28 protein-coding genes are annotated in these 21,289 nt (G+C 67.3%); 2 read left to right on the top strand and 26 right to left on the bottom strand.

Features of this window, described 5'->3' with window-relative positions; all coding sequences use genetic code 11:
• Positions 1-36: 36 nt before the first annotated feature.
• The 15 genes from map to H5399_RS07515 form a co-directional block, all read right to left on the bottom strand.
• Positions 37-852, bottom strand: coding sequence for a type I methionyl aminopeptidase (map, locus tag H5399_RS07585; RefSeq protein ID WP_182782394.1), 816 nt, complete (start codon positions 850-852; stop codon positions 37-39).
• A complete protein-coding gene (locus tag H5399_RS07580; protein WP_182782393.1) occupies positions 852-1,433 on the bottom strand; it encodes an adenylate kinase in 582 nt (193 codons plus the stop codon). The genes map and H5399_RS07580 overlap by 1 nt, the downstream gene beginning before the upstream one ends.
• A complete protein-coding gene (gene secY / locus H5399_RS07575; RefSeq protein ID WP_182782392.1) occupies positions 1,430-2,743 on the bottom strand; it encodes a preprotein translocase subunit SecY in 1,314 nt (437 codons plus the stop codon). Before secY ends, H5399_RS07580 begins: the two co-directional genes overlap by 4 nt.
• A 193-nt stretch (positions 2,744-2,936) precedes the next feature.
• Positions 2,937-3,377, bottom strand: a complete 441-nt coding sequence (rplO, locus tag H5399_RS07570; protein WP_182782391.1) for a 50S ribosomal protein L15 — start codon at positions 3,375-3,377, stop codon at positions 2,937-2,939.
• 2 nt (positions 3,378-3,379) lie between these two features.
• Positions 3,380-3,562 carry a 50S ribosomal protein L30 gene (gene rpmD, locus H5399_RS07565; protein WP_182782390.1) on the bottom strand — a complete coding sequence of 61 codons (183 nt, stop codon included), beginning with the start codon at positions 3,560-3,562 and terminating at the stop codon, positions 3,380-3,382.
• Positions 3,562-4,167 (bottom strand): 30S ribosomal protein S5, encoded by a 606-nt coding sequence (gene rpsE / locus H5399_RS07560; protein ID WP_182782389.1) that lies wholly within the window; start codon positions 4,165-4,167, stop codon positions 3,562-3,564. Before rpsE ends, rpmD begins: the two co-directional genes overlap by 1 nt.
• Positions 4,168-4,193: 26 nt before the next feature.
• A complete protein-coding gene (rplR, locus tag H5399_RS07555) occupies positions 4,194-4,577 on the bottom strand; it encodes a 50S ribosomal protein L18 (RefSeq protein WP_182782388.1) in 384 nt (127 codons plus the stop codon).
• Positions 4,577-5,119 carry a 50S ribosomal protein L6 gene (gene rplF / locus H5399_RS07550; protein WP_182782387.1) on the bottom strand — a complete coding sequence of 181 codons (543 nt, stop codon included), beginning with the start codon at positions 5,117-5,119 and terminating at the stop codon, positions 4,577-4,579. The genes rplR and rplF overlap by 1 nt, the downstream gene beginning before the upstream one ends.
• A 25-nt stretch (positions 5,120-5,144) precedes the next feature.
• Positions 5,145-5,549, bottom strand: coding sequence for a 30S ribosomal protein S8 (rpsH, locus tag H5399_RS07545; RefSeq protein ID WP_182782386.1), 405 nt, complete (start codon positions 5,547-5,549; stop codon positions 5,145-5,147).
• Between the two features lie 83 nt (positions 5,550-5,632).
• Entirely contained in the window at positions 5,633-5,818 is a 186-nt protein-coding gene (locus H5399_RS07540; protein WP_182782385.1) for a type Z 30S ribosomal protein S14, read from the bottom strand.
• Positions 5,819-5,826: 8 nt separating this feature from the next.
• Positions 5,827-6,456: a 50S ribosomal protein L5 gene (rplE, locus tag H5399_RS07535; protein WP_182782384.1), complete on the bottom strand. Its 630-nt coding sequence runs from the start codon at positions 6,454-6,456 to the stop codon at positions 5,827-5,829.
• Positions 6,456-6,827 carry a 50S ribosomal protein L24 gene (rplX, locus tag H5399_RS07530; RefSeq protein ID WP_182782383.1) on the bottom strand — a complete coding sequence of 124 codons (372 nt, stop codon included), beginning with the start codon at positions 6,825-6,827 and terminating at the stop codon, positions 6,456-6,458. Before rplX ends, rplE begins: the two co-directional genes overlap by 1 nt.
• 2 nt (positions 6,828-6,829) lie before the next feature.
• Positions 6,830-7,198 (bottom strand): 50S ribosomal protein L14, encoded by a 369-nt coding sequence (gene rplN, locus H5399_RS07525; RefSeq protein ID WP_068749476.1) that lies wholly within the window; start codon positions 7,196-7,198, stop codon positions 6,830-6,832.
• A 240-nt stretch (positions 7,199-7,438) separates the two neighbouring features.
• Complete coding sequence (locus H5399_RS07520; protein WP_182782382.1) at positions 7,439-11,104, bottom strand: ABC transporter ATP-binding protein/permease; 3,666 nt, start codon at positions 11,102-11,104, stop codon at positions 7,439-7,441.
• Positions 11,105-11,262: 158 nt separating this feature from the next.
• A complete protein-coding gene (locus H5399_RS07515; RefSeq protein ID WP_182782381.1) occupies positions 11,263-12,678 on the bottom strand; it encodes a DEAD/DEAH box helicase in 1,416 nt (471 codons plus the stop codon).
• 357 nt (positions 12,679-13,035) lie between these two features.
• Between H5399_RS07515 and H5399_RS07510 the strand changes: the two genes are divergently transcribed.
• Together H5399_RS07510 and H5399_RS07505 are read left to right on the top strand one after the other, a co-directional pair.
• Positions 13,036-13,803 carry an NAD(P)-dependent oxidoreductase gene (locus tag H5399_RS07510; RefSeq protein WP_182782380.1) on the top strand — a complete coding sequence of 256 codons (768 nt, stop codon included), beginning with the start codon at positions 13,036-13,038 and terminating at the stop codon, positions 13,801-13,803.
• Between the two features lie 143 nt (positions 13,804-13,946).
• Positions 13,947-15,770 (top strand): hypothetical protein, encoded by a 1,824-nt coding sequence (locus tag H5399_RS07505; protein WP_182782379.1) that lies wholly within the window; start codon positions 13,947-13,949, stop codon positions 15,768-15,770.
• Positions 15,771-15,844: 74 nt separating this feature from the next.
• Here H5399_RS07505 and rpsQ read toward each other — a convergent pair whose 3' ends face one another.
• From rpsQ to rpsJ, 11 genes are read right to left on the bottom strand one after another with little or no spacing between them, the layout of a single operon-like run.
• Positions 15,845-16,123, bottom strand: a complete 279-nt coding sequence (gene rpsQ / locus H5399_RS07500; protein ID WP_182782378.1) for a 30S ribosomal protein S17 — start codon at positions 16,121-16,123, stop codon at positions 15,845-15,847.
• Positions 16,124-16,125: 2 nt separating this feature from the next.
• Entirely contained in the window at positions 16,126-16,359 is a 234-nt protein-coding gene (rpmC, locus tag H5399_RS07495; protein ID WP_182782377.1) for a 50S ribosomal protein L29, read from the bottom strand.
• Complete coding sequence (gene rplP, locus H5399_RS07490) at positions 16,359-16,778, bottom strand: 50S ribosomal protein L16 (RefSeq protein WP_182782376.1); 420 nt, start codon at positions 16,776-16,778, stop codon at positions 16,359-16,361. Before rplP ends, rpmC begins: the two co-directional genes overlap by 1 nt.
• A 2-nt stretch (positions 16,779-16,780) precedes the next feature.
• Positions 16,781-17,596, bottom strand: coding sequence for a 30S ribosomal protein S3 (gene rpsC, locus H5399_RS07485; protein ID WP_182782375.1), 816 nt, complete (start codon positions 17,594-17,596; stop codon positions 16,781-16,783).
• 2 nt (positions 17,597-17,598) lie between these two features.
• The gene (gene rplV / locus H5399_RS07480; RefSeq protein ID WP_182782374.1) at positions 17,599-18,000 is read right to left on the bottom strand and encodes a 50S ribosomal protein L22; all 402 of its coding nucleotides are present in this window, start codon (positions 17,998-18,000) and stop codon (positions 17,599-17,601) included.
• A 27-nt stretch (positions 18,001-18,027) separates the two neighbouring features.
• Positions 18,028-18,309: a 30S ribosomal protein S19 gene (rpsS, locus tag H5399_RS07475; RefSeq protein ID WP_182782373.1), complete on the bottom strand. Its 282-nt coding sequence runs from the start codon at positions 18,307-18,309 to the stop codon at positions 18,028-18,030.
• 18 nt (positions 18,310-18,327) lie between these two features.
• Positions 18,328-19,164: a 50S ribosomal protein L2 gene (rplB, locus tag H5399_RS07470; protein ID WP_182782372.1), complete on the bottom strand. Its 837-nt coding sequence runs from the start codon at positions 19,162-19,164 to the stop codon at positions 18,328-18,330.
• Between the two features lie 33 nt (positions 19,165-19,197).
• The gene (rplW, locus tag H5399_RS07465) at positions 19,198-19,509 is read right to left on the bottom strand and encodes a 50S ribosomal protein L23 (RefSeq protein ID WP_370585710.1); all 312 of its coding nucleotides are present in this window, start codon (positions 19,507-19,509) and stop codon (positions 19,198-19,200) included.
• Positions 19,506-20,246, bottom strand: a complete 741-nt coding sequence (rplD, locus tag H5399_RS07460) for a 50S ribosomal protein L4 (RefSeq protein ID WP_182782371.1) — start codon at positions 20,244-20,246, stop codon at positions 19,506-19,508. The genes rplW and rplD overlap by 4 nt, the downstream gene beginning before the upstream one ends.
• Positions 20,243-20,902, bottom strand: a complete 660-nt coding sequence (gene rplC, locus H5399_RS07455) for a 50S ribosomal protein L3 (protein WP_370585709.1) — start codon at positions 20,900-20,902, stop codon at positions 20,243-20,245. The genes rplD and rplC overlap by 4 nt, the downstream gene beginning before the upstream one ends.
• Positions 20,903-20,910: 8 nt before the next feature.
• Positions 20,911-21,222, bottom strand: coding sequence for a 30S ribosomal protein S10 (rpsJ, locus tag H5399_RS07450; protein WP_040284687.1), 312 nt, complete (start codon positions 21,220-21,222; stop codon positions 20,911-20,913).
• Positions 21,223-21,289: the final 67 nt, after the last annotated feature.

The raw sequence follows: 21,289 nt of genomic DNA, 5'->3' as shown, positions 1-21,289 counted from the left end.
AGCCCCTGATCCTCGCTCACCAGCGACGCCCTGTCGTCAGTCGGCCAAGGGGCCGAAGAGGTCTCCCAGCCTCTCGGCGCCCCCGTCGTGCTCGGTGAGGACCCACAGGCCCTTCGCGGTGAGGGCGACGGTGTTCTCCCAGTGGGACCCGCGCGATGAATCCCTGCTCACCACGGTCCAGCCGTCGTCGAGCTCGATCGTCTGATGGAGGCCTGTGGTGAGCATGGGCTCGATGGCCAGGGCCATGCCCACCGCGAGCTTCGGGGTGGGGCGCCGCCGGTACCAGTTCGGCACGTCCGGCTCCATGTGCATCTCGGAGCCGATGCCGTGCCCTGTGTATTCGCGGAGGGTGGCGTAGCGGACCGGCAGCGACTTCACGTAGTCCTCGATGGCCCGCGACACATCACCGACGCGCCCACCTGCGCGCATCGCGCGCGCACCGGCCCACATGGCCTCACGGGTGGCGTCGATCATCGCCACGTCCTCCGGCACGGGGGTCCCGACGATGATGGTGCGGGCGGCATCGCCGTGCCAGCCCTGCACGATCGCGCCGAAGTCGATCGAGACGAGGTCGCCGTCGCGCAGGACCCGCTCCCCCGGCACGCCGTGGACGAGTTCGTCGTTGACGGAGATGCAGGCCACTCCCGGGAAGCCGACGCCCCACATCGAGCCGTAGTCCAGGAAGGAGGACTCGGCGCCGTGGCGGGCGAGGACCTCGCGCCCGATGGCGTCGAGTTCGCCTGTCGTGATGCCCACCGCGGCGGCGCCGCACATGGCGTCGAGGCCCTCAGCGACGACGAGACCGGCCTTGCGCATCAGCCGGAGCTCGTCGGCCGACTTCACCTCGATCATCACGGTGTGCGATCGGTGTGCGCGTCGACCATGTCGAACATGCGCTGGCGCACCTCGTCCACGGTGCCGGTGCCGTCGAGATCAACCAGGAGGCCCTTGCTCTCGTAGTGGAAGAGGAGGGGCGCGGTCTGGCCGGCGTAGACCTCCATCCGGCGACGGATGGTGTCGGCGTTGTCGTCTGCCCGTCCCTCCTTCGCGGCGCGCGCGAGCAGCCGTTCGACGAGGGCCTCCGGCTCCACGTGCAGCGAGACGACGGCGTCGAGCTGCTGGCCCTGCGAGGCGAGGTAGCGGTCGAGGAAGTACACCTGGTGCATGGTGCGCGGGAATCCGTCCAGCAGGAAGCCTGCCTCGCAGTCCGGGGCCGCCAGGCGGTCGGCGACGATCTCCTCGGTGACGTCGTCGGGCACGTACTCGCCCGCGTCGATCATCTCCTTGACCTTGACACCGAGGGGGGTCTGGTTCTTGATGTTGCTCCTGAAGATGTCCCCTGTGGAGATCGCCGGCACACCGTAACGCTCGGCGAGCGCGGTGGCCTGTGTTCCCTTCCCCGCCCCCGGCGCACCCATGATCAGCAGCTTCATCGCAGGAAGCCCTCATAGTTGCGCTGCTGAAGCTGGCTCTCGATCTTCTTGACGGTGTCCAGCGCGACGCCGACGATGATGAGGATGGAGGTGCCGCCGAAGGGGAAGTTCTGCTGGGCGCCAACGGCCATGAAGGCGATGGTGGGGATGAGCGCGATGATGGCGAGGTACAGCGACCCGGGAGCGGTCAGCCGCGACAGCACGTAGGCCAGGTAGCGCTCGGTGGGCTTGCCCGCGCGGATGCCGGGGATGAAGCCGCCGTACTTCTTCATGTTGTCCGAGACCTCCTCCGGGTTGAAGGTGATGGACACGTAGAAGTAACAGAAGGCGATGATCAGCACGAACTGCACCAGGTTGTACACCCACGACTGACCGCCCTGGCCCGTGAAGTTCGCCTGGATCCACTGCGAGATGGCGCCGTCCGGCCGGAAGGTCGAGTAGAGCACCGGGAGGTACAGCATGGAGGAGGCGAAGATCACTGGGATGACGCCGGACTGGTTGACCTTGAGCGGGATGTAGGTGGTGGATCCGCCGACGAGGCGTCGGCCCACCATGCGCTTGGCGTACTGCACGGGGATCCGGCGCTGGCCCTGCTCGACCCAGATGATGCCCAGCATCACGAGCAGGCCGATACCGATCACGAGGAAGAACAGGAACCAGCCCGTCACGCCCTCGTGGCTCTGCTTGATGGACCACAGGCCGGCGGGGAAGCTGGCCGCGATCTGCGTGAAGATCATGATCGACATCCCGTTGCCGATGCCGCGCTCGGTGATGAGCTCGCCCATCCACATGATGACAGCGGTGCCAGCCGTCATGATCATCACCATGGTGATCAGGGGCAGCAGCTCGTCGCTGTACAGAATGCCGTCGCAGTCCGTGAAGAGCTGACCGGTGCGGGCCAGGGTGACGAAGGCCGTGGCGTTGAGGACCGCGAGCACCAGGGTGAGGTAGCGCGTGTACTCGGTGATCTTCTGCTGGCCCGTGCCGCCCTCCTTCTTGAGGGCCTCCAGCTTCGGGATCACGACGGTGAGCAGCTGGAGGATGATCGAGGCCGTGATGTAGGGCATGATCCCGAGCGCGAAGATCGTCAACTGGAGCAGCGCCCCACCCGAGAACAGGTTGATCATCGAGTAGAGGCCGGCCGAGTCGCCCTGCGCGGCGAGCGCCATACACTGGTCGATCCGCGAGATGCTCACGTTGGGTGAGGGGATCGTGGATCCCAGGCGGAACACGGCAATGATGCCCAGCGTGAAGAAGATCTTCCTGCGAAGATCAGGTGTCTTCAACGCATTAGCCAAGGCGGAGATCATCCGACCCTACTTTCGGTTTCGTTGTACAACACGGCGCCGTGCAGTGTCGGCACGGCAACCAGGGAAGCCTATCAAGGCACGTACTGGCACCAAAACGCCGGAGCACCCGAGGGGCGCGCCGGAAACGCCGACGGGGTGGACCCGGGAGACCCCGGGCCCACCCCGACGGTGGTGTAGCTGGTGCGCGACCGACTCAGAGTTCGGTCACGGATCCGCCGGCGCCTTCAAGCTTCGCCTTGGCGGAGATGGAGAACGCGTGGGCGGTCACGTCGAGCGCCACGGTGACGTCGCCGTTGCCGAGGATCTTGACGAGGTTGCCGGAGCGCACAGCGCCTGCATCCACGAGTTCCTCGACGCCCACGGAACCGCCCTCGGGGAACAGCTCGGAGAGACGGCCGACGTTGACCACCTGGTACTCAACCCGGAACGGGTTCTTGAAGCCCTTGAGCTTCGGGATCCGCATGTGCAACGGCATCTGGCCGCCCTCGAAGTTCTGGGGAACGTTCTTACGCGCCCCGGTGCCCTTCGTACCGCGACCAGCGGTCTTACCCTTCGAACCCTCACCACGGCCAACACGGGTCTTAGCCGTCTTGGCGCCGGGGGCGGGGCGCAGATGATGCAGCTTGAGCGTCATCGTCACTTCACCTCTTCCACGGTAACCAGATGGGCGACGGTGCGGATCATCCCGAGCACCTCGGGGCGGTCCTCACGGACCACCGAGGAGCCGATGCGACCCAGACCGAGCGTCCGCAGCGTCTCACGCTGGTTCTGCTTTCCACCCACCCCAGACTTTGCCTGGGTGATCTTCAGCTCGGCCATCAGTGAGCCACCTCTTCCTTCGAGGCGCGGATGAGCGCCGCCGGAGCGACGTCCTCGATCGCCATGCCGCGACGCTTGGCCACGGCCTGGGGCTCTTCGAGCTGCTGAAGCGCATCCACCGTGGCGTGCACCACGTTGATGGCATTGGACGAGCCGAGCGACTTGGCGAGCACGTCGTGCACGCCGGCGCACTCGAGGACGGCGCGAGCCGACCCACCGGCGATGACGCCGGTACCCGGGGACGCGGGGCGCAGCATGACCACGCCCGCGGCCTTCTCACCCTGAACCGGGTGTGGAATCGTGCGCTGGATCAACGGCACGCGGAAGAAGTGCTTCTTGGCCTCTTCAACACCCTTGGCGATCGCGGCCGGCACCTCCTTCGCCTTGCCGTAGCCGACGCCCACCATGCCCTCGCCGTCGCCGACGACGACCAGAGCGGTGAAGCTGAAGCGACGACCACCCTTGACCACCTTGGCGACGCGGTTGATGGTCACCACGCGCTCGAGGTACTTGCTTTCTTCCTTCGGAGCCTGGCCACGACGATCGTCACGGCCACGACGCTCACCTGTAGCGCCAGAACCTCGGCGCTGTTGGGTTTCACTCATCGTGAAAAACCTTTCCTTTCGTCGTGTTAGAAGCCGAGCCCGGCCTCGCGGGCTGCATCCGCCAGAGCAGCGATCCGCCCGTGGTACTTGTTACCCGCACGGTCGAAGACGACCTGCTCGACGCCGGCAGCCTTCGCGCGCTCGGCGATCAGGACACCGACCTTGCGTGCCTTCTCGGACTTGTCCGCCTCGGTGCCGCGCAGGTCGGCCTCCATGGTGGACGCGGACGCCAGCGTCTTGCCCTGGACATCGTCGATCACCTGAACGAACAGGTGCCGGGAGGACCGGTTGACCACCAGACGGGGACGATCGGCCGAGCCGTTGATCTTCTTGCGGCCACGGAGCTGCCGACGGGCGCGGGACGCCGTCTTGGGAGCCAGCGACTTGCGGTTGCTGAGCGAAATGGCCATCACTTGCCAGCCTTTCCGGCCTTGCGGCGGACTTGTTCGCCCGCGTAACGGACACCCTTGCCCTTGTAGGGCTCGGGCTTGCGGATCTTGCGGATGTTGGCCGCGGTCTCGCCGACAAGCTGCTTGTCGATGCCGTGGACGCTGAACCTGGTGGGCGCTTCCACCACGAAGGTGATGCCCTCGGGGGCGTTCACGATCACGGGGTGGGAGAATCCGAGCGCAAATTCCAGCTGCTGCGGGCCCTTGAAGATCACGCGGTAACCAACGCCGACGATCTCAAGCTTCTTTTCATAGCCCTCGGTCACGCCCTGGATCATGTTGCTGATCAGGGTGCGGGTGAGGCCATGGAGGGACCTGCTCTGACGCTCGTCGTTGGGACGGGCGACGGCGAGCTGGCCGTCTTCCTGCTTCTCGATGGTGATGGGCTCGGCGACGGTGAGCGTCAACGACCCCTTGGGTCCCTTGACGTCAACCTGTCGGCCGTCGAGCAACACGTCGACGCCGGATGGGATGGCGATGGGGAGCCTGCCAATACGCGACATTAGTTTTTCTCCTTACCTTCGCCGGTCACCAGACGTAGGCGAGTACTTCGCCGCCCACGGACTTGGCTTTGGCGTCCCTGTCGGTCAACAGACCCTGGGACGTCGAAATGATGGCGATGCCGAGACCGCCCAGCACCTTCGGCAACTCCGTGGACTTCGCGTAGACGCGGAGCCCCGGCTTGCTGATGCGACGAATGCCCACGATGGAGCGCACGCGCGAGTCGCCGTACTTCAGAGTGACCTTGAGGACCTTGCCAACCTGCCCCTCAACCTCGGTCAACTCGAAATCCGAGATGTAACCGTTGGCCTTGAGGATCTCGGCGATGCCCACCTTGATCTTCGACGACGGCATGGTCGTCGAGTCCAGGAACGCCTGGTTGGCGTTCCGCAGACGTGTCAGCATGTCTGCAATCGGATCAGTCATTGTCATGACTTGTTGCCTCTTTCTCGCGCCGGTTTCCGGGGGACCCGGACCTGTCGCAACTTGAATTCCTTAGGAACAGTGGTTCCGGATCACCAGGACGACTTGGTCACACCGGGCAGTTCGCCGGCGTGCGCCATGTCGCGCAGGCAGATGCGGCAGAGGCCGAACTTGCGGTAGACCGAGTGGGGCCTGCCGCACTTCTGGCAACGGGTGTAGGCGCGCACGCCGAACTTCGGCTTCCGGGCCTGCTTGACCTTGAGTGCTGTCTTTGCCATGGGTCAGCTCACTTCTTCTTCTTGGCGTAGAACGCGGGGCCGCGCTTCGACTTCTGCTTCTTGGCGTCATCGACGGCTTTGAAGGGGAAGCCGAGGAGCTTGAGCAGCGCCAGGCCTTCCGCGTCGTTGGCCGCCGTGGTCACGAAGGTGATGTCCATGCCACGGACACGATCCACCTTGTCCTGATCGATCTCGAGGAACATGACCTGCTCCGAGAGGCCGAAGGTGTAGTTGCCGTTGCCGTCGAACTGGTTGCCGTTGAGTCCGCGGAAGTCGCGGATACGGGGCAGCGCGAGCGTCAAAAGCCGGTCTGCGAACTCCCACATGCGGTCGCCGCGCAGCGTGACGTGGCAGCCGATGGGCTGACCCTCACGAAGCTTGAACTGGGCGATCGACTTGCGGGCCTTCGTCACCGACGGCTTCTGGCCGGTGATGGCGGTGAGGTCCTTGATGGCGCCCTCGATGATCTTCGAGTCGCGCGCGGCCTCGCCGACGCCCATGTTGACCACGATCTTGACCAGACCGGGGATCTGCATGACGTTGTCGTAGTTGAACTCGTCCTGCAGTGCCGGGACGATGCTCTCGCGGTACTTGGCCTTCAGCCGCGGAATCGCGGTGGGGGCTGCGGTGGCGGTCATCAGATCTCCTCCCCGGTCTTGCGGGCGATGCGCACGGAGCGCTGCGCGGTGTACTCGGAGCCGTCGGGGCGGCGCTTGGTGACGTCGACGCGCTTGTGACCGATGCGCGTGACGACCTCCTTGCCGTCGACCTTGACCACGAGCTGCACGTTGGACACATGGATGGGGGCCTCGACGGTGATCACACCGCCCTCGACCTTGCGGCCGGCCGCGGTCTGGGACTCGCGACGGTGCTTCTTGACGAGGTTGACACCCTGCACGGTGACGCGCTTCGTTTCGGGGTTCACGGCGATGACTTCGGCGACGACACCCCTGTCCTTGCCCGAGATGACCTTGACGCGGTCACCCTTCTTGATGTTGAGCGATGCCATGATCAGATCACCTCCGGGGCGAGCGAGACGATGCGCATGAACTTCTTCTCGCGGAGTTCGCGCGCAACCGGGCCGAAGATGCGGGTGCCGCGGGGCTCCCCGTCGTTCTTCAGGATGACGGCGGCGTTCTCGTCGAACTTGATGTAGGACCCGTCGGCGCGGCGACGCTCCTTGACGGTGCGGACGACGACGGCCTTGACCACGTCGCCCTTCTTGACGTTGCCGCCAGGGATCGCGTCCTTGACGGTGGCGACGATGGTGTCGCCGAGGTAGGCGTAGCGGCGCTTAGAGCCACCGAGCACACGGATGCACAAGATCTCCTTGGCACCAGTGTTGTCGGCGACTTTCAGTCGCGACTCCTGCTGGATCATCTACTTCTCCTTGATCCACCGGTTCCCATGCATGGGGCCTTGTGAAACTAGAAATGAACCCCCTGGATTTTGCCAGGCGGCAGCCCCCAGCCCGAGAGAGAGGGAGCGTGGTGTGAACCCGGGAAAGGTCCCCTCGAAAGGGCACAGTCCCAAGGCAACTGGGACAGTCTAGCCCGTAGTGGACCCGGGGAAGAAATCAGCCCCGACGAGGCCCTCTCCCGTCTCCACGCGCCTCTGCCGTCATTCGCTGCGCAGCGCCTGGACCGGGTCCTTGCGCGACGCGGCCGACGCCGGGATCAGGCCCGCCAGCGCCGTCAACCCCATGCTGACCAGCACCAGGATCACAGCCGCCTGCAGCGGCAGCTGAGCCACGTTCGGCACGTCGAAGTTGGCCTCGACGATGGCGTTGGCGGGAATGGTCAGCAGGAACGTGACCACCACGCCGAGCAGGCCCGCCACGAACCCGACAATGAGGGTCTCGGCGTTGAACACGCGCCTGATGTCGCGCTTGCTCGCACCGATGGAGCGCAGGATTCCGATCTCCTTCTTGCGCTCCAGCACCGAGATGTAGGTGATGACGCCGATCATGATGGAGCTGACCACCAGGGAGATCGCCACGAAGGCCACCAGCACGTAGCTGATGGTGTTGATGATGTCGGTGACCGAGCCCATCAGCGCCCCGACGATGTCGGTGAAGGTGATGACGCGATCCTCGTCGCCGGCCTCCTTGGCGCTGGCGTTGTAGGCGTCGAGGATGTCCAGCACGCGCTCCTTGGACTCGAAGTCCTTGGGAAAGATCTGGATGGTGGACGGGTCGGTGAGATCGGCGAAGCCGAGCGTACGCAGGTTGCCCTCGTAGGAGCTCAGCTGCCGCGTGGTCATCGCCATCAACAGCTGGGTCAGCTCGTCCTGGTTGCGGTTGAGCTGGAACGCGTCGGCGAAGACCGCCTCGTCGATGCTCATGGCGTCGGCCATGTTCTCGCTCAACCGGCCCATCGAGCCCTCGATGGCGGCGGAGACCTGGGTGCCGAGCGCGTCCGCCAGCTGCGTGGACAGGGCGCCGGTCAGCTCTCCCATCACATCCGCGATGTAGGAGCCCATCGCGCCCTGCAGCTGCGCGGTGAGGGCGTCGGTGTCGATCAGGCCACTGGCCTCGGCGAGGAGGTCCGCGCCTTGAGGCGAGGCGAGGAAGCCGTCGAGGTTAGCCTCCACGCCGTCGATGGGCAGGCCGTTGTCGACGGTGTAGGCCAGGTAGCCGCGCACCAGCTGCGTGAGCAACCCGGCCTCCTCCCCCGGTGCCTCGGCAGCCGGCGCCTGCCCGGCGGGCGCCGCCCCCAGGCGCGTCAGCAGGTCCAGGCCCTGCGGCGAGTCCAGGAAGGCCCGCACCAGCGCCGCGACGTCCGGCTGCTCGTCCGTGGCCGGCTGCACCTGCTCGACGAACCGGTCATAGGCCTGAGCGGCCGCCACCAGCGCCTCCGGGTCGATGAGCCCGCCGGTGGCCGCCAGCGCCGCCTGACCCTGCTCCGAACTCAGGAACGCCTCGACCCTCGCCTCAGCGCCGGGCGACGGGGCGCTCGGCGCGGGGGCGGGCTGCTCGGTGGCGTCGGACGGCGGTTGAAGGGGCGTCGCGGCGAAACCGAGGAGGGCCTCCAGCAGTCCTGCGAGAGTCTCGGCGTCGAGCGGACGAGGTTCCTGCACGGTGCCGACGAGGAGCTGTTGCCCGGTCGGCGATTGGAGGAAGAGCCGGAAGTTGGCCTCCGTGTCGGCCGGATCGAGCTTGTTCTCAGTGACGAAGACCGCGAACGAGGTGGCCAGCGAGGTGGTCCAGCTGACCACCTGACCGGCCTCGGCGCCCATGTCTGGCGCCGCGACGACGGAGGCCAGGTCGAGCTCCCCCAGGAGTGCGGCGAGATCCAGCTCCGGCAGGGACGAGGGGTCCAGAGCGAACTCCGGCAGGCTGAGATTCTCCAGTGCTGAGGTGTCGATCTCGAGGGCGTCCGCGTCGAAGGTGAAGGCCCCAGCGATGGCATCCTGGTCGAAGCTGATGAGCTGCGAGAGGTCCATCTCCTCGGCGGCGGCCCGGTCGTCGGCGAAACTGCGGCCGGTGAGCACGTTGGTGTCGCTACGGGCCAGCTGGTCGGCGACGATCTCGCTGCCCGCCGCCTTCTCGATGACGTGCCTGGTGAGCGCGGGGGTGTAGTAGATGCCAGACTGCAGGATCGTGCTGTCCTCCACGGCCTGCACGACGCCGACCACCTCCAACGTCTCGGCCGCGTCGACGACGCTCGCCACGTGGCTCTCGTCGGAGCTCCGGTCGGTCCACACGCCGAACTCGGCGTCGTAGCTGTAGAGGTCGGGCACGTTGACGAGCCGGAATGTCGCGGCCAGCAGGTCGTCGTAGGTGACGGTGATCGCGGCACCGGGCTCGGTGATGGGTTCCTCGTTCGCGAGTTGGGTGACCATCACGTCGAGCTCAGCCGGGTCGCGCAGCCCCATGGCATAGAGCGTGAGGTCGCTCACCCTGCCGCTGGGGCTGAGCACGACGACGGTCTCGAGGGCGTCGTCGGGCCAGTCTCCGGCGAGCACCTCGTAGTGGGTCTCCACCAGCGACAGGTCCTCGACCAGCTCGCTGAACACCCCGGATCCCGCGCCGGGGCCAAGGAGCGAGTTGACGGTGGAGGTAGGGTCCAACCCGACGGAGTTGAAGGTGGTGTCGGGGTTGACCTGGCGGGGCCCTTCCCGCGTCTCGGAGTAGATCCGCGGGGTGACGTCGTAGCTGTACTCGATGGAGTTGACGAAGTCGTCGATCCCGCTGTCGCCGTCGTCGAAGTATCTCTTCAGGGAGGCGAGGTCGTTGGTGCCGACCCCGCCGAGCATCCTGGAGACGCGCTGGGCCTCCGGCACCTCACCCTCGACGGGCTCCGGAGCATCGTCGTCGCGTCCGTCTGGCGACCCCGCCAGTAGGGAGGTGAGGTCGAAGCCCTGCCGCTCGATGGACAGCGGATACATCGACAGCGTGTCCTCCTCGACACCCTTGATGTAGAGGCCGACGCCGTTGGCGAGCGCGAGGATCGCGGCGATGCCGATGATGCCGATGCTGCCCGCGAACGACGTCATCAGGGTGCGGCCCTTCTTCGTCATCAGGTTGTTGAACGACAACGCGATGGCGGTGAGGAAGCTCATGGCGGTGCGCCGCGCCGGGCGTCCGCTCTCCTGCTGCTGCCCGGGCTGGTAGGGATCGGTGTCGGAGAAGACGACCCCGTCGCGGAGCTGGACGGTGCGGGTGGCGTACTCCTTGGCCAGCTCGGGGTTGTGCGTGACCATGATGACCAGACGGTCGCGGGCGATGTCTGTCAGCAGGGCCATGATCTGGACGCTGGTGGCCGTGTCGAGGGCGCCGGTGGGCTCGTCTGCCAGCAGGATGTCCGGGTCGTTGATCAGCGCGCGGGCAATGGCGACGCGCTGCATCTGGCCGCCGGAGAGCTGGTTGGGGCGCTTGTGCACGTGGTCGGCCAGGCCCACCTCGGACAGCGCCGCCATGGCTCGTCGCTTCCGCCCGGAGGGCGAGACGCCTGCCAGCGTGAGGGCCAGCTCGACATTGGAGAGGACGCTCTGGTGCGGGATGAGGTTGTACGCCTGGAAGACGAACCCGATGCGATTGTTGCGGTAGGTGTCCCAGTCACGGTCGCGGTACTCGTCGGTGGGGATGCCGTCGATGACGAGGTTGCCCGAGTCGTAGTGGTCGAGACCGCCGACGACGTTGAGCAGGGTGGTCTTGCCGGAACCTGAGGGACCGAGGATCGCGACGAACTCGTTGTCGCGGAAGGCGATGGAGACGTCGTCCAGTGCCACCTGGGTGAAGTCGCCTGTGGTGTACGACTTGCGGACTTTCTCAAGCTGCAGCATGGGGCCTCGGTGACAGGATGTCGCGGCTTCTGGGCCGTGAGCCTTCCAGGATACGTCACTGCATCCAACAGACCAGAGCCGGTTCGCCGGACGTGCGAGTCGCCCGGGCCGCGTGGTGCGGACCGGGCGACTTGTGGCAGCCGAGGATGAGTGTCCCGCTAGCGGCTCCTGCGACGACCGCTCTCGGCCGAGAACCGGGCGACTCCACCCGCCGAGGCGGCGGCCGCCGCGGCGGGCCGTCGGGAGCGGCCCTCGGCGGGACGCTCGCCGCGCTGGACCTGGGGACGCTGGCCGCGACCACCCTGCGGACGGTCGGACCCAATGCGCGGTCGCGCTGACGCCCCACCGCGACGGCCGCCACCGCCCTGCCCCTCCTGGGGTTCGGGCTTGATGAGGCCGCCCGGGAAGGAGCGCTCCCCGGGCGCGATCTCGCGCAGCACCGGGTGTCGCGCGTCGGCGCGGGTGATGGTGGGATTGACGCCCGCCTTGCGGGTGAGGTCGCGCACGTCCGAGCGCTGCCCGTCGAGCATGAGCGTGACGACGGTGCCCTCGGCCCCGGCGCGGGCGGTGCGGCCCGAGCGGTGTGTGTAGGCCTTGTGTTCAACCGGCGGGTCCGCGTGGATGACGAGGCCGACATCGTCGACGTGGATGCCGCGAGCCGCGACGTCGGTGGCCACGAGCGTCTGGGCCGTGCCTGCATGGAAGGCCGCCATGGAGCGCTCGCGCGCGTTCTGGCTCATGTTGCCCTGCAGCTCGACGGCCGGGATCCCGGCGGCATTGAGCTGGCGGGCGATCTTCTTGGCGCGGTGCTTGGTGCGGGTGAACACCACCGACCGGCCCGGAGCGGCCGCGAGGTCGATGAGGACCGGGAGGTGGTGGTCGTCTGCCACGTGCAGCACGTGGTGGGTCATCGTGGCGACGGGCGACTCGGCCGAGTCCGCCTCGTGCACGACGGGGTTGGTCATGAACTGGTTCACCAGGGTCCCCACGGCCTTGTCCAGGGTGGCGGAGAACAGCATGCGCTGCCCGGCCTTCGGGGTCTGGGACAGCAGCCGGCGCACGGACGGCAGGAACCCGAGGTCCGCCATGTGGTCGGCCTCGTCGATGATGGTGATCTCGACGCCGGCCAGGGAGGCGACGCCCTGGGCGATCAGGTCCTCCAGGCGGCCCGGGCACGCGACGATCACGTCAACGCCCCTGGTGAGGGCTGCCGCCTGCGGCTTCTGGTTGACGCCGCCGAAGATGGTGCGCGACGTGAGCCCGGCGGAGGCCGCCAGCGGCGCGAGCGCCTCGTCGATCTGGATCGCGAGCTCCCGGGTGGGGGCGAGGATCATGGCGCGCGGCCGCTTGGCGGCGCGACGGGTGCCGGAGGAGGAGAGGCGTGCCACCAGCGGCAGCAGGAAGGCGTAGGTCTTGCCCGAGCCTGTGCGGCCCCGGCCCAGCACGTCGCGGCCGCTGAGCGAGTCCGGCAGCGTCGCGGCCTGGATGGGCGTGGGGAGGGTGATGTCTCGCTCAGCGAGGATGGAGGCGAGGGGTGCGGGCACGCCGAGCGCGCCGAAGGACAGTGAAGACATGAGGAAAGACTCCCGTGTGGGGGTGATGCAGCGGTTCTGCCCGGCGCGGACTAGGAGTGTGCTGAACAATGCTGTCTCCGGCGAGGACGTGCCGGGCGGGATGAGGTGGTGCCACTACATCTGGTGCGTGTACTTGACGTCCATATCCAGATGGAGGGGTGCCAGATCGCCCGATCCGGTGCGCCGCAGCCGAGGCGTGATTGTTCAGCAGGCTCCTAGGTGTCCGCAGCGCGATGGCATCGGAGAAAGAAGCTAGAGGAACTCAGAGCAGAACGATCCGAGTGCTGGGCGGTACTCTACCCCACGCGTTCGACGGAGGCCGCATCGTGCCTCGTCGCCGCTGGCAGGATGGGCGTCATGGCACAGCGCAGAATCCTCATCACGGGCGCCACAGGCGGCATCGGAGCACTCCTGGCGCGCCGGTTGCGCGACGAGTACGACCTCGTCCTCCAGGGGCGTCACCCCGACGATGACGACCCGGACACCATCCGCATCGCGGACCTCACGGACTACGACGACACCCTCGCCCTCATGGAGGGGGTGGACACCGTCGTCCACATGGCGGGCGCGGCATCGCCCGAGTCGACGTGGGACGCCGTGCTGAGCGCCAACATCGTGGGCCTGCGCAACGCGCTGGAGGCCGCCCGCGAGGCGGGGGTGCGGCGCTTCGTCTTCGCCTCCTCCAATCACGCGATGGGGATGTACGACCGCGACGAGCAGTGGCCGGTGTATCCGCACATGCTCCCCCGCCCGGATTCGCTCTACGGGGTGTCAAAGGTGTTCGGCGAGGCGCTCGGCCGGTTCTACCACGACCAGCACGGCATGGACTTCATCGCGTTGAGGATCGGCTGGAGCTCGAAGACCACCCACGACACCGACCTCGACCTGCTGCGGGCGATGTGGCTGAGCGAGGACGACACCGTCGAGGTGGTGCGCTGCGCCATCGAGGCGGAGGTGCGGTTCGGGCTCTACTACGCCGTCTCGGACAACCCCAATCGTCGTTGGGACCTCACCAACACCATGCTGGAGCTCGGCTACCGGCCGAAGGACTCGTGGACCGACCATTCCGAGGCCGAGGAGGACACAGCGGAACCCACGCCGGACTCCTGGCCCGAGGGCTCCTGAGCCTGCCGGGCGGCGCCCTTCCCTCCACAGCACGAGGTCGGCGCGGCTGACACGTTCTCCACAGGCCGCACGTGACCTGGGAAAGCGGTGGGGTTCTCACCAAGAGTGGTGCGAACCCGACCGCAACCAGGAAGCCCCTGATCATGAGACCACGCCCCGCCATCGCCCTGCTCATCACCGTGATACTGACCCTCCTCGTCGCGCCTGTTCCCGCCGACGCCCGGCCCCAGGACGGCCCGCTGGCCGGCGCCGGGCACACGGTGGCAATGCCTCGCACCGGGCGGGACTGGTACGGCGCCTACCGGATGGGCCCGGTCACCGCGTACTGCGCGGACCTGATGTCCGCACCGCCCAGGCGCGCCACGGACTGGGAGGAGGTTCCCGCGGGGACGCCACTGGTCAAGCAGTCGGGTCTGGCCGACGACGGCGCACTCCCGCACGGCAACGGCACCGCGACCGTCTCCGAGGCTGAGACGGCGGACCTCGCCTGGGTCCTTACGCACACCGGCCAGAGTCCCTCAGCCGACACCGGCGCCGCCGTCGAGCACTTCGTCCGCCTGCGGACGGTCCACGGGGCGCAGCAGCAGGCCCGCGAGTCCGCCCGATGGGCGGCCGTGGTCGCCGCGCAGCCTTCGACGGGGACGGAGTTCGACCGCCTCACCCGCGCGGCGGCCAGATTCGCGGGGCCGTACACGGCCCGGCTCGAGTGGGTCTCCCGCCCCACCCTGGCGGCGCCCTCAGGCCAGCTTCGCGCCTCGGTGACCTCGAGGGCGGGCATCGCCGTGCCAGGGGTCACGCTCTCGGTCGCGCCAACGGGGGCCTCCACCGTCGAGTCGGCGCCCTCCACGACGGGGACCTCCGGCGTGGCCGACATCCGCGTGACGATGGCGCGCCCAGGATCCGAACCCTCGGTCGGCAATGTGTCAGTCACCTTCGCTGGGCTGGCGGGATCGGCACCCCGGGTCTTCGTGCCCGCCGAGCGGACTGTCCAGCGGCTGCTCGCGGCGCCCAGGCCTGGATCGGTCGTCGCCACCGTGGAGGCCTCGCTCGCCCCCCACTTCACCCCCGCCGTCACCACGCGCACCCGGGACCTGGTGGCCGTGGCCGGCGAGCCGGCGGTGGATCTGGTGACCGTGGTCGGCGGCAGGCCCGGAGCGCGCTTCTCCGGCACCACCACCCTCTACGGTCCCTTCGCCTCCCTCGAGGACCTCGCTGCCGCATCCGCGGCCGACACCCGGCCCGTGGGCGAGGCGGTCTTCTCCGGACGCTACGGCCCCGACGGCTCGGCCGAGGCCGCGTCCACCTCGCTGAGGTTCCCCGGCCCCGGGTACTACCACTGGGTGGAGGCCCTTGCGCCGGCTGAGTTCGTCACTCCCCCGGCCGCGCCCACCTGGCCCCAGCTGCCCGAGACAAGCCTGGTGCTCGCCCCCATGATCACCACCCGCCTGAGCCCGCACGGCACGGCTCGTGCCGGGGTCGAGGCCTCTGACGCACTGAGCCTCGACGGCGTGCCCGGGGTGGCGGTGCCCGATTCGACGGAGCTGGCCGTGAGCGCCTCAGGACGCATCATCGGGCCCGTCAGTCCGCAGCAGACCGACGGCGGGCCCACCTGCGAGGGCGTGGACTGGTCCGGGGGAGCAACCGTCGGGCGCTATGACGATGTGTTGCTGCCTGGTTCGGGCGCCGGCTTCGGGGCCACGGGGCTGGCCCGGACCCGGCTGGCCCTGCCGGGGTGCTACTCGGCTGAGGCTACCGTCACCATCGAGCACCCCAGCCGTGCCCCCATCATCGCGCGCCACGAGCTGGGCCACCCGTCGCAGACCGTGTTGATCACCGAGGAACCACGGCCATCCCCCTCCCCCACGCCCACCCCGACTCAGGCTCCGACGCCGACGCCGACGCAAAAGCCCAGCAAGGCGCCCGCGCCTGAACTCGCCCGTCCCGGTCTCCCCTCCACCGGCCGGTAGCCAGGCCAGTCGCCGGACATGCAGAAAGCCCGCTCCCCAAGAGGGGGTGCGGGCCTTCTGCTGGTGAGTCTGCCTTACTTGGCGCGCTCGATGATCTCGACCAGGCGCCAGCGCTTCTGCGCGGACAGCGGACGGGTCTCCATGACGCGAACGCGGTCGCCGATGCCGGCCGAGTTCTCCTCGTCGTGCGCCTTGAGGCGGGACGACTTGGTCATGACCTTGCCGTACAGCGGGTGCTTGACGCGGTCCTCGACGAGGACCACGATCGTCTTGTCCATCTTGTCGGACACGACAACGCCCTGCAGCACCTTGCGGGCGCCGCGCTGTTCAGTGGTGGTGGTGTCTTCGCTCATATTCACTTCTCCTCAACAACCGGCTCGTCGACGATGCCGAGGTTGCGCTCCTGCAGCACGGTGTAGATGCGTGCAATGTCCTTACGGACGTTGCGCATGCGGCTGCTCGACTCCAGCTGGCCGGTGGCAGCCTGGAAACGAAGGCCGAACAGTTCCTCCTTCAGCTCAACGACCTTGGCGTTGAGCTGATCACGCGACAGACCACGAAGATCGTGTGCGGCGAGAGAGTTACTCATCAGATATCACCTGCTTCGCGCTTGATGAAGCGTGCCTTGAAGGGCAGCTTGTGGATGGCCAGACGCATGGCCTCGCGGGCCACGTCCTCCGGGACGCCGGACAGCTCGAACAGCACGCGTCCGGGCTTGATGTTGGCGATCCACCACTCGGGGGAACCCTTGCCGGAGCCCATGCGGGTCTCGGCCGGCTTCTTGGTCAGGGGGCGGTCCGGATACACGTTGATCCAGACCTTGCCGCCACGCTTGATGTGACGGGTCATGGCGATACGAGCGGCCTCGATCTGACGGTTGGTCAGGTAGGACGACTCGAGCGCCTGGATGCCGTACTCACCGAAGGCGAGCTTGGTGCCGCCCTTGGCCGCACCGTCACGCGTGGGGTGGTGCTGCTTACGGAACTTCACGCGACGAGGAATCAGCATGATCAGGCTCCTGCGTTCTCGGTTGCGGGCGCAGCCGGGGCCTCAGCCTGGGCTGCGTCGGCGCGACGGCGACCGCCGCGCTCGGGACGATCCCCACGAGCCTCGCCGCGGGCGGGACGACGGCCCGGACGCTGCTGACGGCCACCGGGGGCGTTGTTGCGGGCGGCCTTCTGGGCAGCGCGCTCAGCGCGGGTGCCGGTGACGTCGCCCTTGTAGATCCACACCTTGACGCCGATCCGGCCGAACGTGGTGCGGGCCTCGAAGAAGCCGTAGTCGATGTCGGCGCGCAGCGTGTGCAGCGGCACACGGCCTTCGCGGTAACCCTCGGAGCGCGACATTTCGGCGCCACCGAGACGACCCGAGCACTTGATCTTGATGCCCACGGCGCCGGAACGCATGGCCGTCTGCTGGGCCTTGCGCATGGCGCGACGGAAGGCGACACGGGCGCCGAGCTGCTCGGCGACTCCCTGAGCCACGAGCTGCGCATCGATCTCGGGGTTCTTGACCTCGAGGATGTTCAGCTGCACCTGCTTGCCGGTCAGCTTCTCCAGCTCGGCGCGGACGCGCTCCGCCTCGGCGCCGTTGCGGCCGATGACGATGCCCGGACGTGCGGCGTGGAGGAAGATGGTCACCCGCTCCGAGCGACGCTCGATCTCGATCGACGAAACGCCGGCGCGCTCAAGAGTCTTGGTCAGGTACTGGCGGATCTTGACGTCCTCGCCGACGAACTCCGAGTACTGCTTGTCGCTGTACCAGCGGGAGTTGTGATCGGTGGTGATGCCGAGGCGGAAGCCAATCGGGTTGATCTTTTGGCCCATAATCAGGCTCCCTTCGTCTCGCGGGGTTCGACGACCACTGTGATGTGGGCGCCGCGCTTGAGGATGCGGCTGGCCGACCCCTTCGCACGGGGCCGGATTCGACGCAGCGTCACGCCCTCGTCGACGAACGCCTTGGAGATGTACAGGTCGCCGGAGCGCAGGGCCTCGGCCGACTCCGCGTTGGCCACGGCCGAGGCCACAACCTTGTACACGGGCTCGGACGCGGCCTGCGGGGCGAACTTCAGGGCGACAAGGGCGTCCTTGACGTCCATGCCGCGGACCAGGTCGACGACTCGACGGACCTTGGTGGGGCTCATCCGGACGTGGCGCGCGATGGCGAACGAGCCAGGACGATCACCGAGCAGGTTCTCGCGACGACGGCTGTTGCCGTTTTCGTTGCTCATAGTTGATTCAGTTCCTTATCTCGCGCCTCAGCGGCGACGGGCCTTTTTGTCGTCCTTCACGTGACCCTTGAAGGTGCGCGTGGGAGCGAACTCGCCCAACTTGTGACCGATCATCGACTCGGTGACGAACACCGGGACGTGCTTGCGGCCGTCGTGCACTGCGATGGTGTGCCCCAGCATGTCGGGGATGATCATCGAGCGTCGCGACCAGGTCTTGATGACATTCTTGGTGCCCTTGTCGTTCTGAACGTCCACCTTCTTCTGCAGGTGGTCGTCGACGAAGGGGCCCTTCTTCAGGCTGCGTGGCATATTTCCTCAGGCTCCCTATCAGCGCTTCTTGCCGGTCTTGCGACGGCGGACGATGAGTCGACTGCTCGCCTTGTTCTTGTCACGGGTGCGTCCCTCGGGCTTGCCCCAGGGCGACACAGGGTGGCGGCCACCCGACGTGCGGCCCTCGCCACCACCGTGGGGGTGGTCGACGGGGTTCATCACGACGCCGCGGACGGTCGGGCGGATGCCCTTCCAGCGGTTGCGGCCGGCCTTGCCCCAGTTGATGTTGGACTGCTCGGCGTTGCCGACCGTGCCGATCGAGGCGCGGCAGCGGACGTCGACCAGGCGCATTTCACCAGACGGCATGCGCAGCGTGGCGTACTTGCCCTCGCGTGCAACCAGCTGGATGGCCGCGCCGGCCGAACGGCCGAGCTTGGCTCCGCCGCCCGGGCGCATCTCCACCGCGTGCACCGTGGTGCCGACGGGGATCTGGCGCAGCTCGAGGTTGTTGCCCGGCTTGATGTCCGAGCCCTCGCCGGCGGTGACCACAGTGCCCTGAGCCAGGCCGTTCGGCGCGATGATGTAGCGCTTCTCGCCGTCGGCGTAGTGCAGCAGCGCGATGCGGGCGGTGCGGTTGGGGTCGTACTCGATGTGAGCGACCTTGGCCGGCACGCCGTCCTTGTCGTAGCGCTTGAAGTCGATGATGCGGTAGGCCTGCTTGTGGCCTCCACCGATGTGACGCGTCGTGATGCGCCCGGTGTTGTTGCGGCCACCGGTCTTCGACTTCGGCGCGAGCAGCGACTTCTCCGGCGTGGAGCGCGTGAGTTCAACGAAGTCGGACACGCTGGAGCCGCGACGGCCCGGCGTGGTCGGCTTGTACTTACGGATACCCATGAGTCTAAGTTCCTTCTCTCAGCGGCTCGCCGGTCAGTTGACCGGGCCTCCGAAGATGTCGATGCTCTGGCCCTCGGCCACGGTGACGATCGCACGCTTGGTGTCGACCTTCTTGCCGTACCCGTACTTGGTGCGGCGGCGCTTACCCGTGCGGTTGAGGGTGTTCACGGAGGTGACCTTGACATCGAAGATGGCCTCAATGGCGATCTTGATCTCGGTCTTGTTGGCGTCCGGGGAGACGATGAAGGTGTACTTGCCGTCATCGAGCAGGTTGTAGCTCTTCTCGCTCACCACGGGGCGCAGGATGACGTCGCGGTGATCGCGGATCTTCAGCGCAGTGGTCACTTGTCCTTCTCCTCAGTCTTCTTCTCGGCCTTGGGGGCCTCGACAGCGGTCTCCTCGGCGGCGGCCTCGGATTCGGTGGCGACGGCCTTGGCCGACTTGCCCACCGCGGGACCGGCCGAGAACGCGGCCAGTGCAGCCGAGGTGAAGACCACCTTGTCGTTGACCAGCACGTCGTAGGTGTTGAGCTGATCGACGGCGAGCGCGTGCACCGTGGGGACGTTGCGCAGGCTCAGCCAGGCCACGTCCTCAAAGCGGTCCAGCACGACCAGCACCTTGCTCAGATCCCCGGCCACGCTCGTCAATGCCTCGATGGCCGACTTGGTGGAGGGCTTCTCCCCCGCCACGATCTCGGAGATGACGAACACGCCGCCCTCGCGGGCCCGGTCCGACAGCGCGCCGCGCAGTGCGGCGGCGATCATCTTCTTGGGGGTGCGCTGCGAGTAGTCGCGCGGCTGCGGGCCGTGCACGACGCCGCCACCGGCCCACTGGGGGGCGCGGCGCGAACCCTGACGGGCGCGGCCGGTGCCCTTCTGGCGCCACGGCTTGATGCCACCGCCGCGGACTTCACCGCGGGTCTTGGTGGAGTGCGTGCCCTGACGGGCCGCGGCCAGCTGGGCCACGACAACCTGGTGGATCAGGGGAATGTTGGTCTGCGTGTCGAACAGATCGCCGGGAAGGTCGACCTTGCCGGCCTTCTTGCCCTTGGCGTCGACGACGTCAACTGTCAGATCGCTCATGCGACAACACCCTTCTTGGCTGCGCTGCGGACGACGACGAGCGACCCGTTGTTACCGGGGATGGCGCCGCGGACCAGCAGCAGACCACGCTCAGCGTCGACGGCGTGGATCTTGAGGTTCTGGATGGTGACCTTCTCGTTGCCCATCCGGCCGGCCATCTTGAGGCCCTTGAAGACCTTGCCGGGGGTGGAGCAGCCACCGATGGAGCCAGGCGAGCGGTGCTTGCGGTGCACACCGTGCGAGGCCTTGAGGCCGTGGAAACCGTGGCGCTTCATGACGCCCGCGGTGCCCTTGCCCTTGGTGGTGCCGGTCACGTCGACGATCTCGCCGTCGGCGAAGACCTCCGCGGTCAGCTCCTGGCCCAGGGTGAACTCCGACGCATCAGCGGTGCGGAGCTCCACCAGCCGCTTGCGCGGGGTGACGTCCGCCTTGGCGAAGTGCCCGGCGGCCGGCTTGGTGACCTTCTTGGCCTTGATGGCGCCGAAGCCGAGCTGCACGGCGGAGTAGCCGTCGGTCTCGGGGGTGCGCACCTGCGTGACGACGCAGGGTCCGGCCTGGATCACGGTCACAGGGACGATCTTGTTGTTCTCGTCCCACAACTGGGTCATGCCGAGCTTGGTGCCCAGGATGCCCTTCACGATTCGTTCACTCATCACTTCAGACCTCACGGGAGCTTGATCTCGATGTCAACACCGGCGGGCAGATCGAGGCGCATCAGCGAATCGACGGTCTTCGGCGTCGGGTCGAGGATGTCGATGAGGCGCTTGTGCGTGCGCATCTCGAAGTGCTCGCGGCTGTCCTTGTACTTGTGGGGCGAACGGATGACGCAGTACACGTTCTTCTCCGTCGGCAGCGGCACCGGGCCGGCCACCTTCGCGCCCGTGCGGGTCACAGTGTCGACGATCTTGCGCGCCGAGCTGTCGATGACCTCATGGTCATAGGCCCGCAGCCTGATGCGGATCTTTTGTCCAGCCACGTCGTTCCTTACTTCTAGCCCTGTGGAAATTTCACGTTCCTTTGAGGGTATAAACCCTTGTCACCCC

Origin of the sequence: Tessaracoccus sp. MC1627, from assembly GCF_014164725.1 — a bacterium.
GTDB lineage: Bacteria > Actinomycetota > Actinomycetes > Propionibacteriales > Propionibacteriaceae > Arachnia.
This window is presented reverse-complemented; position numbering and strand designations above follow the sequence as displayed.

What these genes read in the sequence shown, in the direction of transcription:
- map (WP_182782394.1), bottom strand. Translation starts at nt 852, where the DNA reads ATGATCGAGGTGAAGTCGGCCGACGAGCTCCGGCTGATGCGCAAGGCC.
- H5399_RS07580 (WP_182782393.1), bottom strand. Translation starts at nt 1,433, where the DNA reads ATGAAGCTGCTGATCATGGGTGCGCCGGGGGCGGGGAAGGGAACACAG.
- secY (WP_182782392.1), bottom strand. Translation starts at nt 2,743, where the DNA reads ATGATCTCCGCCTTGGCTAATGCGTTGAAGACACCTGATCTTCGCAGG.
- rplO (WP_182782391.1), bottom strand. Translation starts at nt 3,377, where the DNA reads ATGACGCTCAAGCTGCATCATCTGCGCCCCGCCCCCGGCGCCAAGACG.
- rpmD (WP_182782390.1), bottom strand. Translation starts at nt 3,562, where the DNA reads ATGGCCGAGCTGAAGATCACCCAGGCAAAGTCTGGGGTGGGTGGAAAG.
- rpsE (WP_182782389.1), bottom strand. Translation starts at nt 4,167, where the DNA reads ATGAGTGAAACCCAACAGCGCCGAGGTTCTGGCGCTACAGGTGAGCGT.
- rplR (WP_182782388.1), bottom strand. Translation starts at nt 4,577, where the DNA reads ATGGCCATTTCGCTCAGCAACCGCAAGTCGCTGGCTCCCAAGACGGCG.
- rplF (WP_182782387.1), bottom strand. Translation starts at nt 5,119, where the DNA reads ATGTCGCGTATTGGCAGGCTCCCCATCGCCATCCCATCCGGCGTCGAC.
- rpsH (WP_182782386.1), bottom strand. Translation starts at nt 5,549, where the DNA reads ATGACAATGACTGATCCGATTGCAGACATGCTGACACGTCTGCGGAAC.
- H5399_RS07540 (WP_182782385.1), bottom strand. Translation starts at nt 5,818, where the DNA reads ATGGCAAAGACAGCACTCAAGGTCAAGCAGGCCCGGAAGCCGAAGTTC.
- rplE (WP_182782384.1), bottom strand. Translation starts at nt 6,456, where the DNA reads ATGACCGCCACCGCAGCCCCCACCGCGATTCCGCGGCTGAAGGCCAAG.
- rplX (WP_182782383.1), bottom strand. Translation starts at nt 6,827, where the DNA reads ATGGCATCGCTCAACATCAAGAAGGGTGACCGCGTCAAGGTCATCTCG.
- rplN (WP_068749476.1), bottom strand. Translation starts at nt 7,198, where the DNA reads ATGATCCAGCAGGAGTCGCGACTGAAAGTCGCCGACAACACTGGTGCC.
- H5399_RS07520 (WP_182782382.1), bottom strand. Translation starts at nt 11,104, where the DNA reads ATGCTGCAGCTTGAGAAAGTCCGCAAGTCGTACACCACAGGCGACTTC.
- H5399_RS07515 (WP_182782381.1), bottom strand. Translation starts at nt 12,678, where the DNA reads ATGTCTTCACTGTCCTTCGGCGCGCTCGGCGTGCCCGCACCCCTCGCC.
- H5399_RS07510 (WP_182782380.1), top strand. Translation starts at nt 13,036, where the DNA reads ATGGCACAGCGCAGAATCCTCATCACGGGCGCCACAGGCGGCATCGGA.
- H5399_RS07505 (WP_182782379.1), top strand. Translation starts at nt 13,947, where the DNA reads ATGAGACCACGCCCCGCCATCGCCCTGCTCATCACCGTGATACTGACC.
- rpsQ (WP_182782378.1), bottom strand. Translation starts at nt 16,123, where the DNA reads ATGAGCGAAGACACCACCACCACTGAACAGCGCGGCGCCCGCAAGGTG.
- rpmC (WP_182782377.1), bottom strand. Translation starts at nt 16,359, where the DNA reads ATGAGTAACTCTCTCGCCGCACACGATCTTCGTGGTCTGTCGCGTGAT.
- rplP (WP_182782376.1), bottom strand. Translation starts at nt 16,778, where the DNA reads ATGCTGATTCCTCGTCGCGTGAAGTTCCGTAAGCAGCACCACCCCACG.
- rpsC (WP_182782375.1), bottom strand. Translation starts at nt 17,596, where the DNA reads ATGGGCCAAAAGATCAACCCGATTGGCTTCCGCCTCGGCATCACCACC.
- rplV (WP_182782374.1), bottom strand. Translation starts at nt 18,000, where the DNA reads ATGAGCAACGAAAACGGCAACAGCCGTCGTCGCGAGAACCTGCTCGGT.
- rpsS (WP_182782373.1), bottom strand. Translation starts at nt 18,309, where the DNA reads ATGCCACGCAGCCTGAAGAAGGGCCCCTTCGTCGACGACCACCTGCAG.
- rplB (WP_182782372.1), bottom strand. Translation starts at nt 19,164, where the DNA reads ATGGGTATCCGTAAGTACAAGCCGACCACGCCGGGCCGTCGCGGCTCC.
- rplD (WP_182782371.1), bottom strand. Translation starts at nt 20,246, where the DNA reads ATGAGCGATCTGACAGTTGACGTCGTCGACGCCAAGGGCAAGAAGGCC.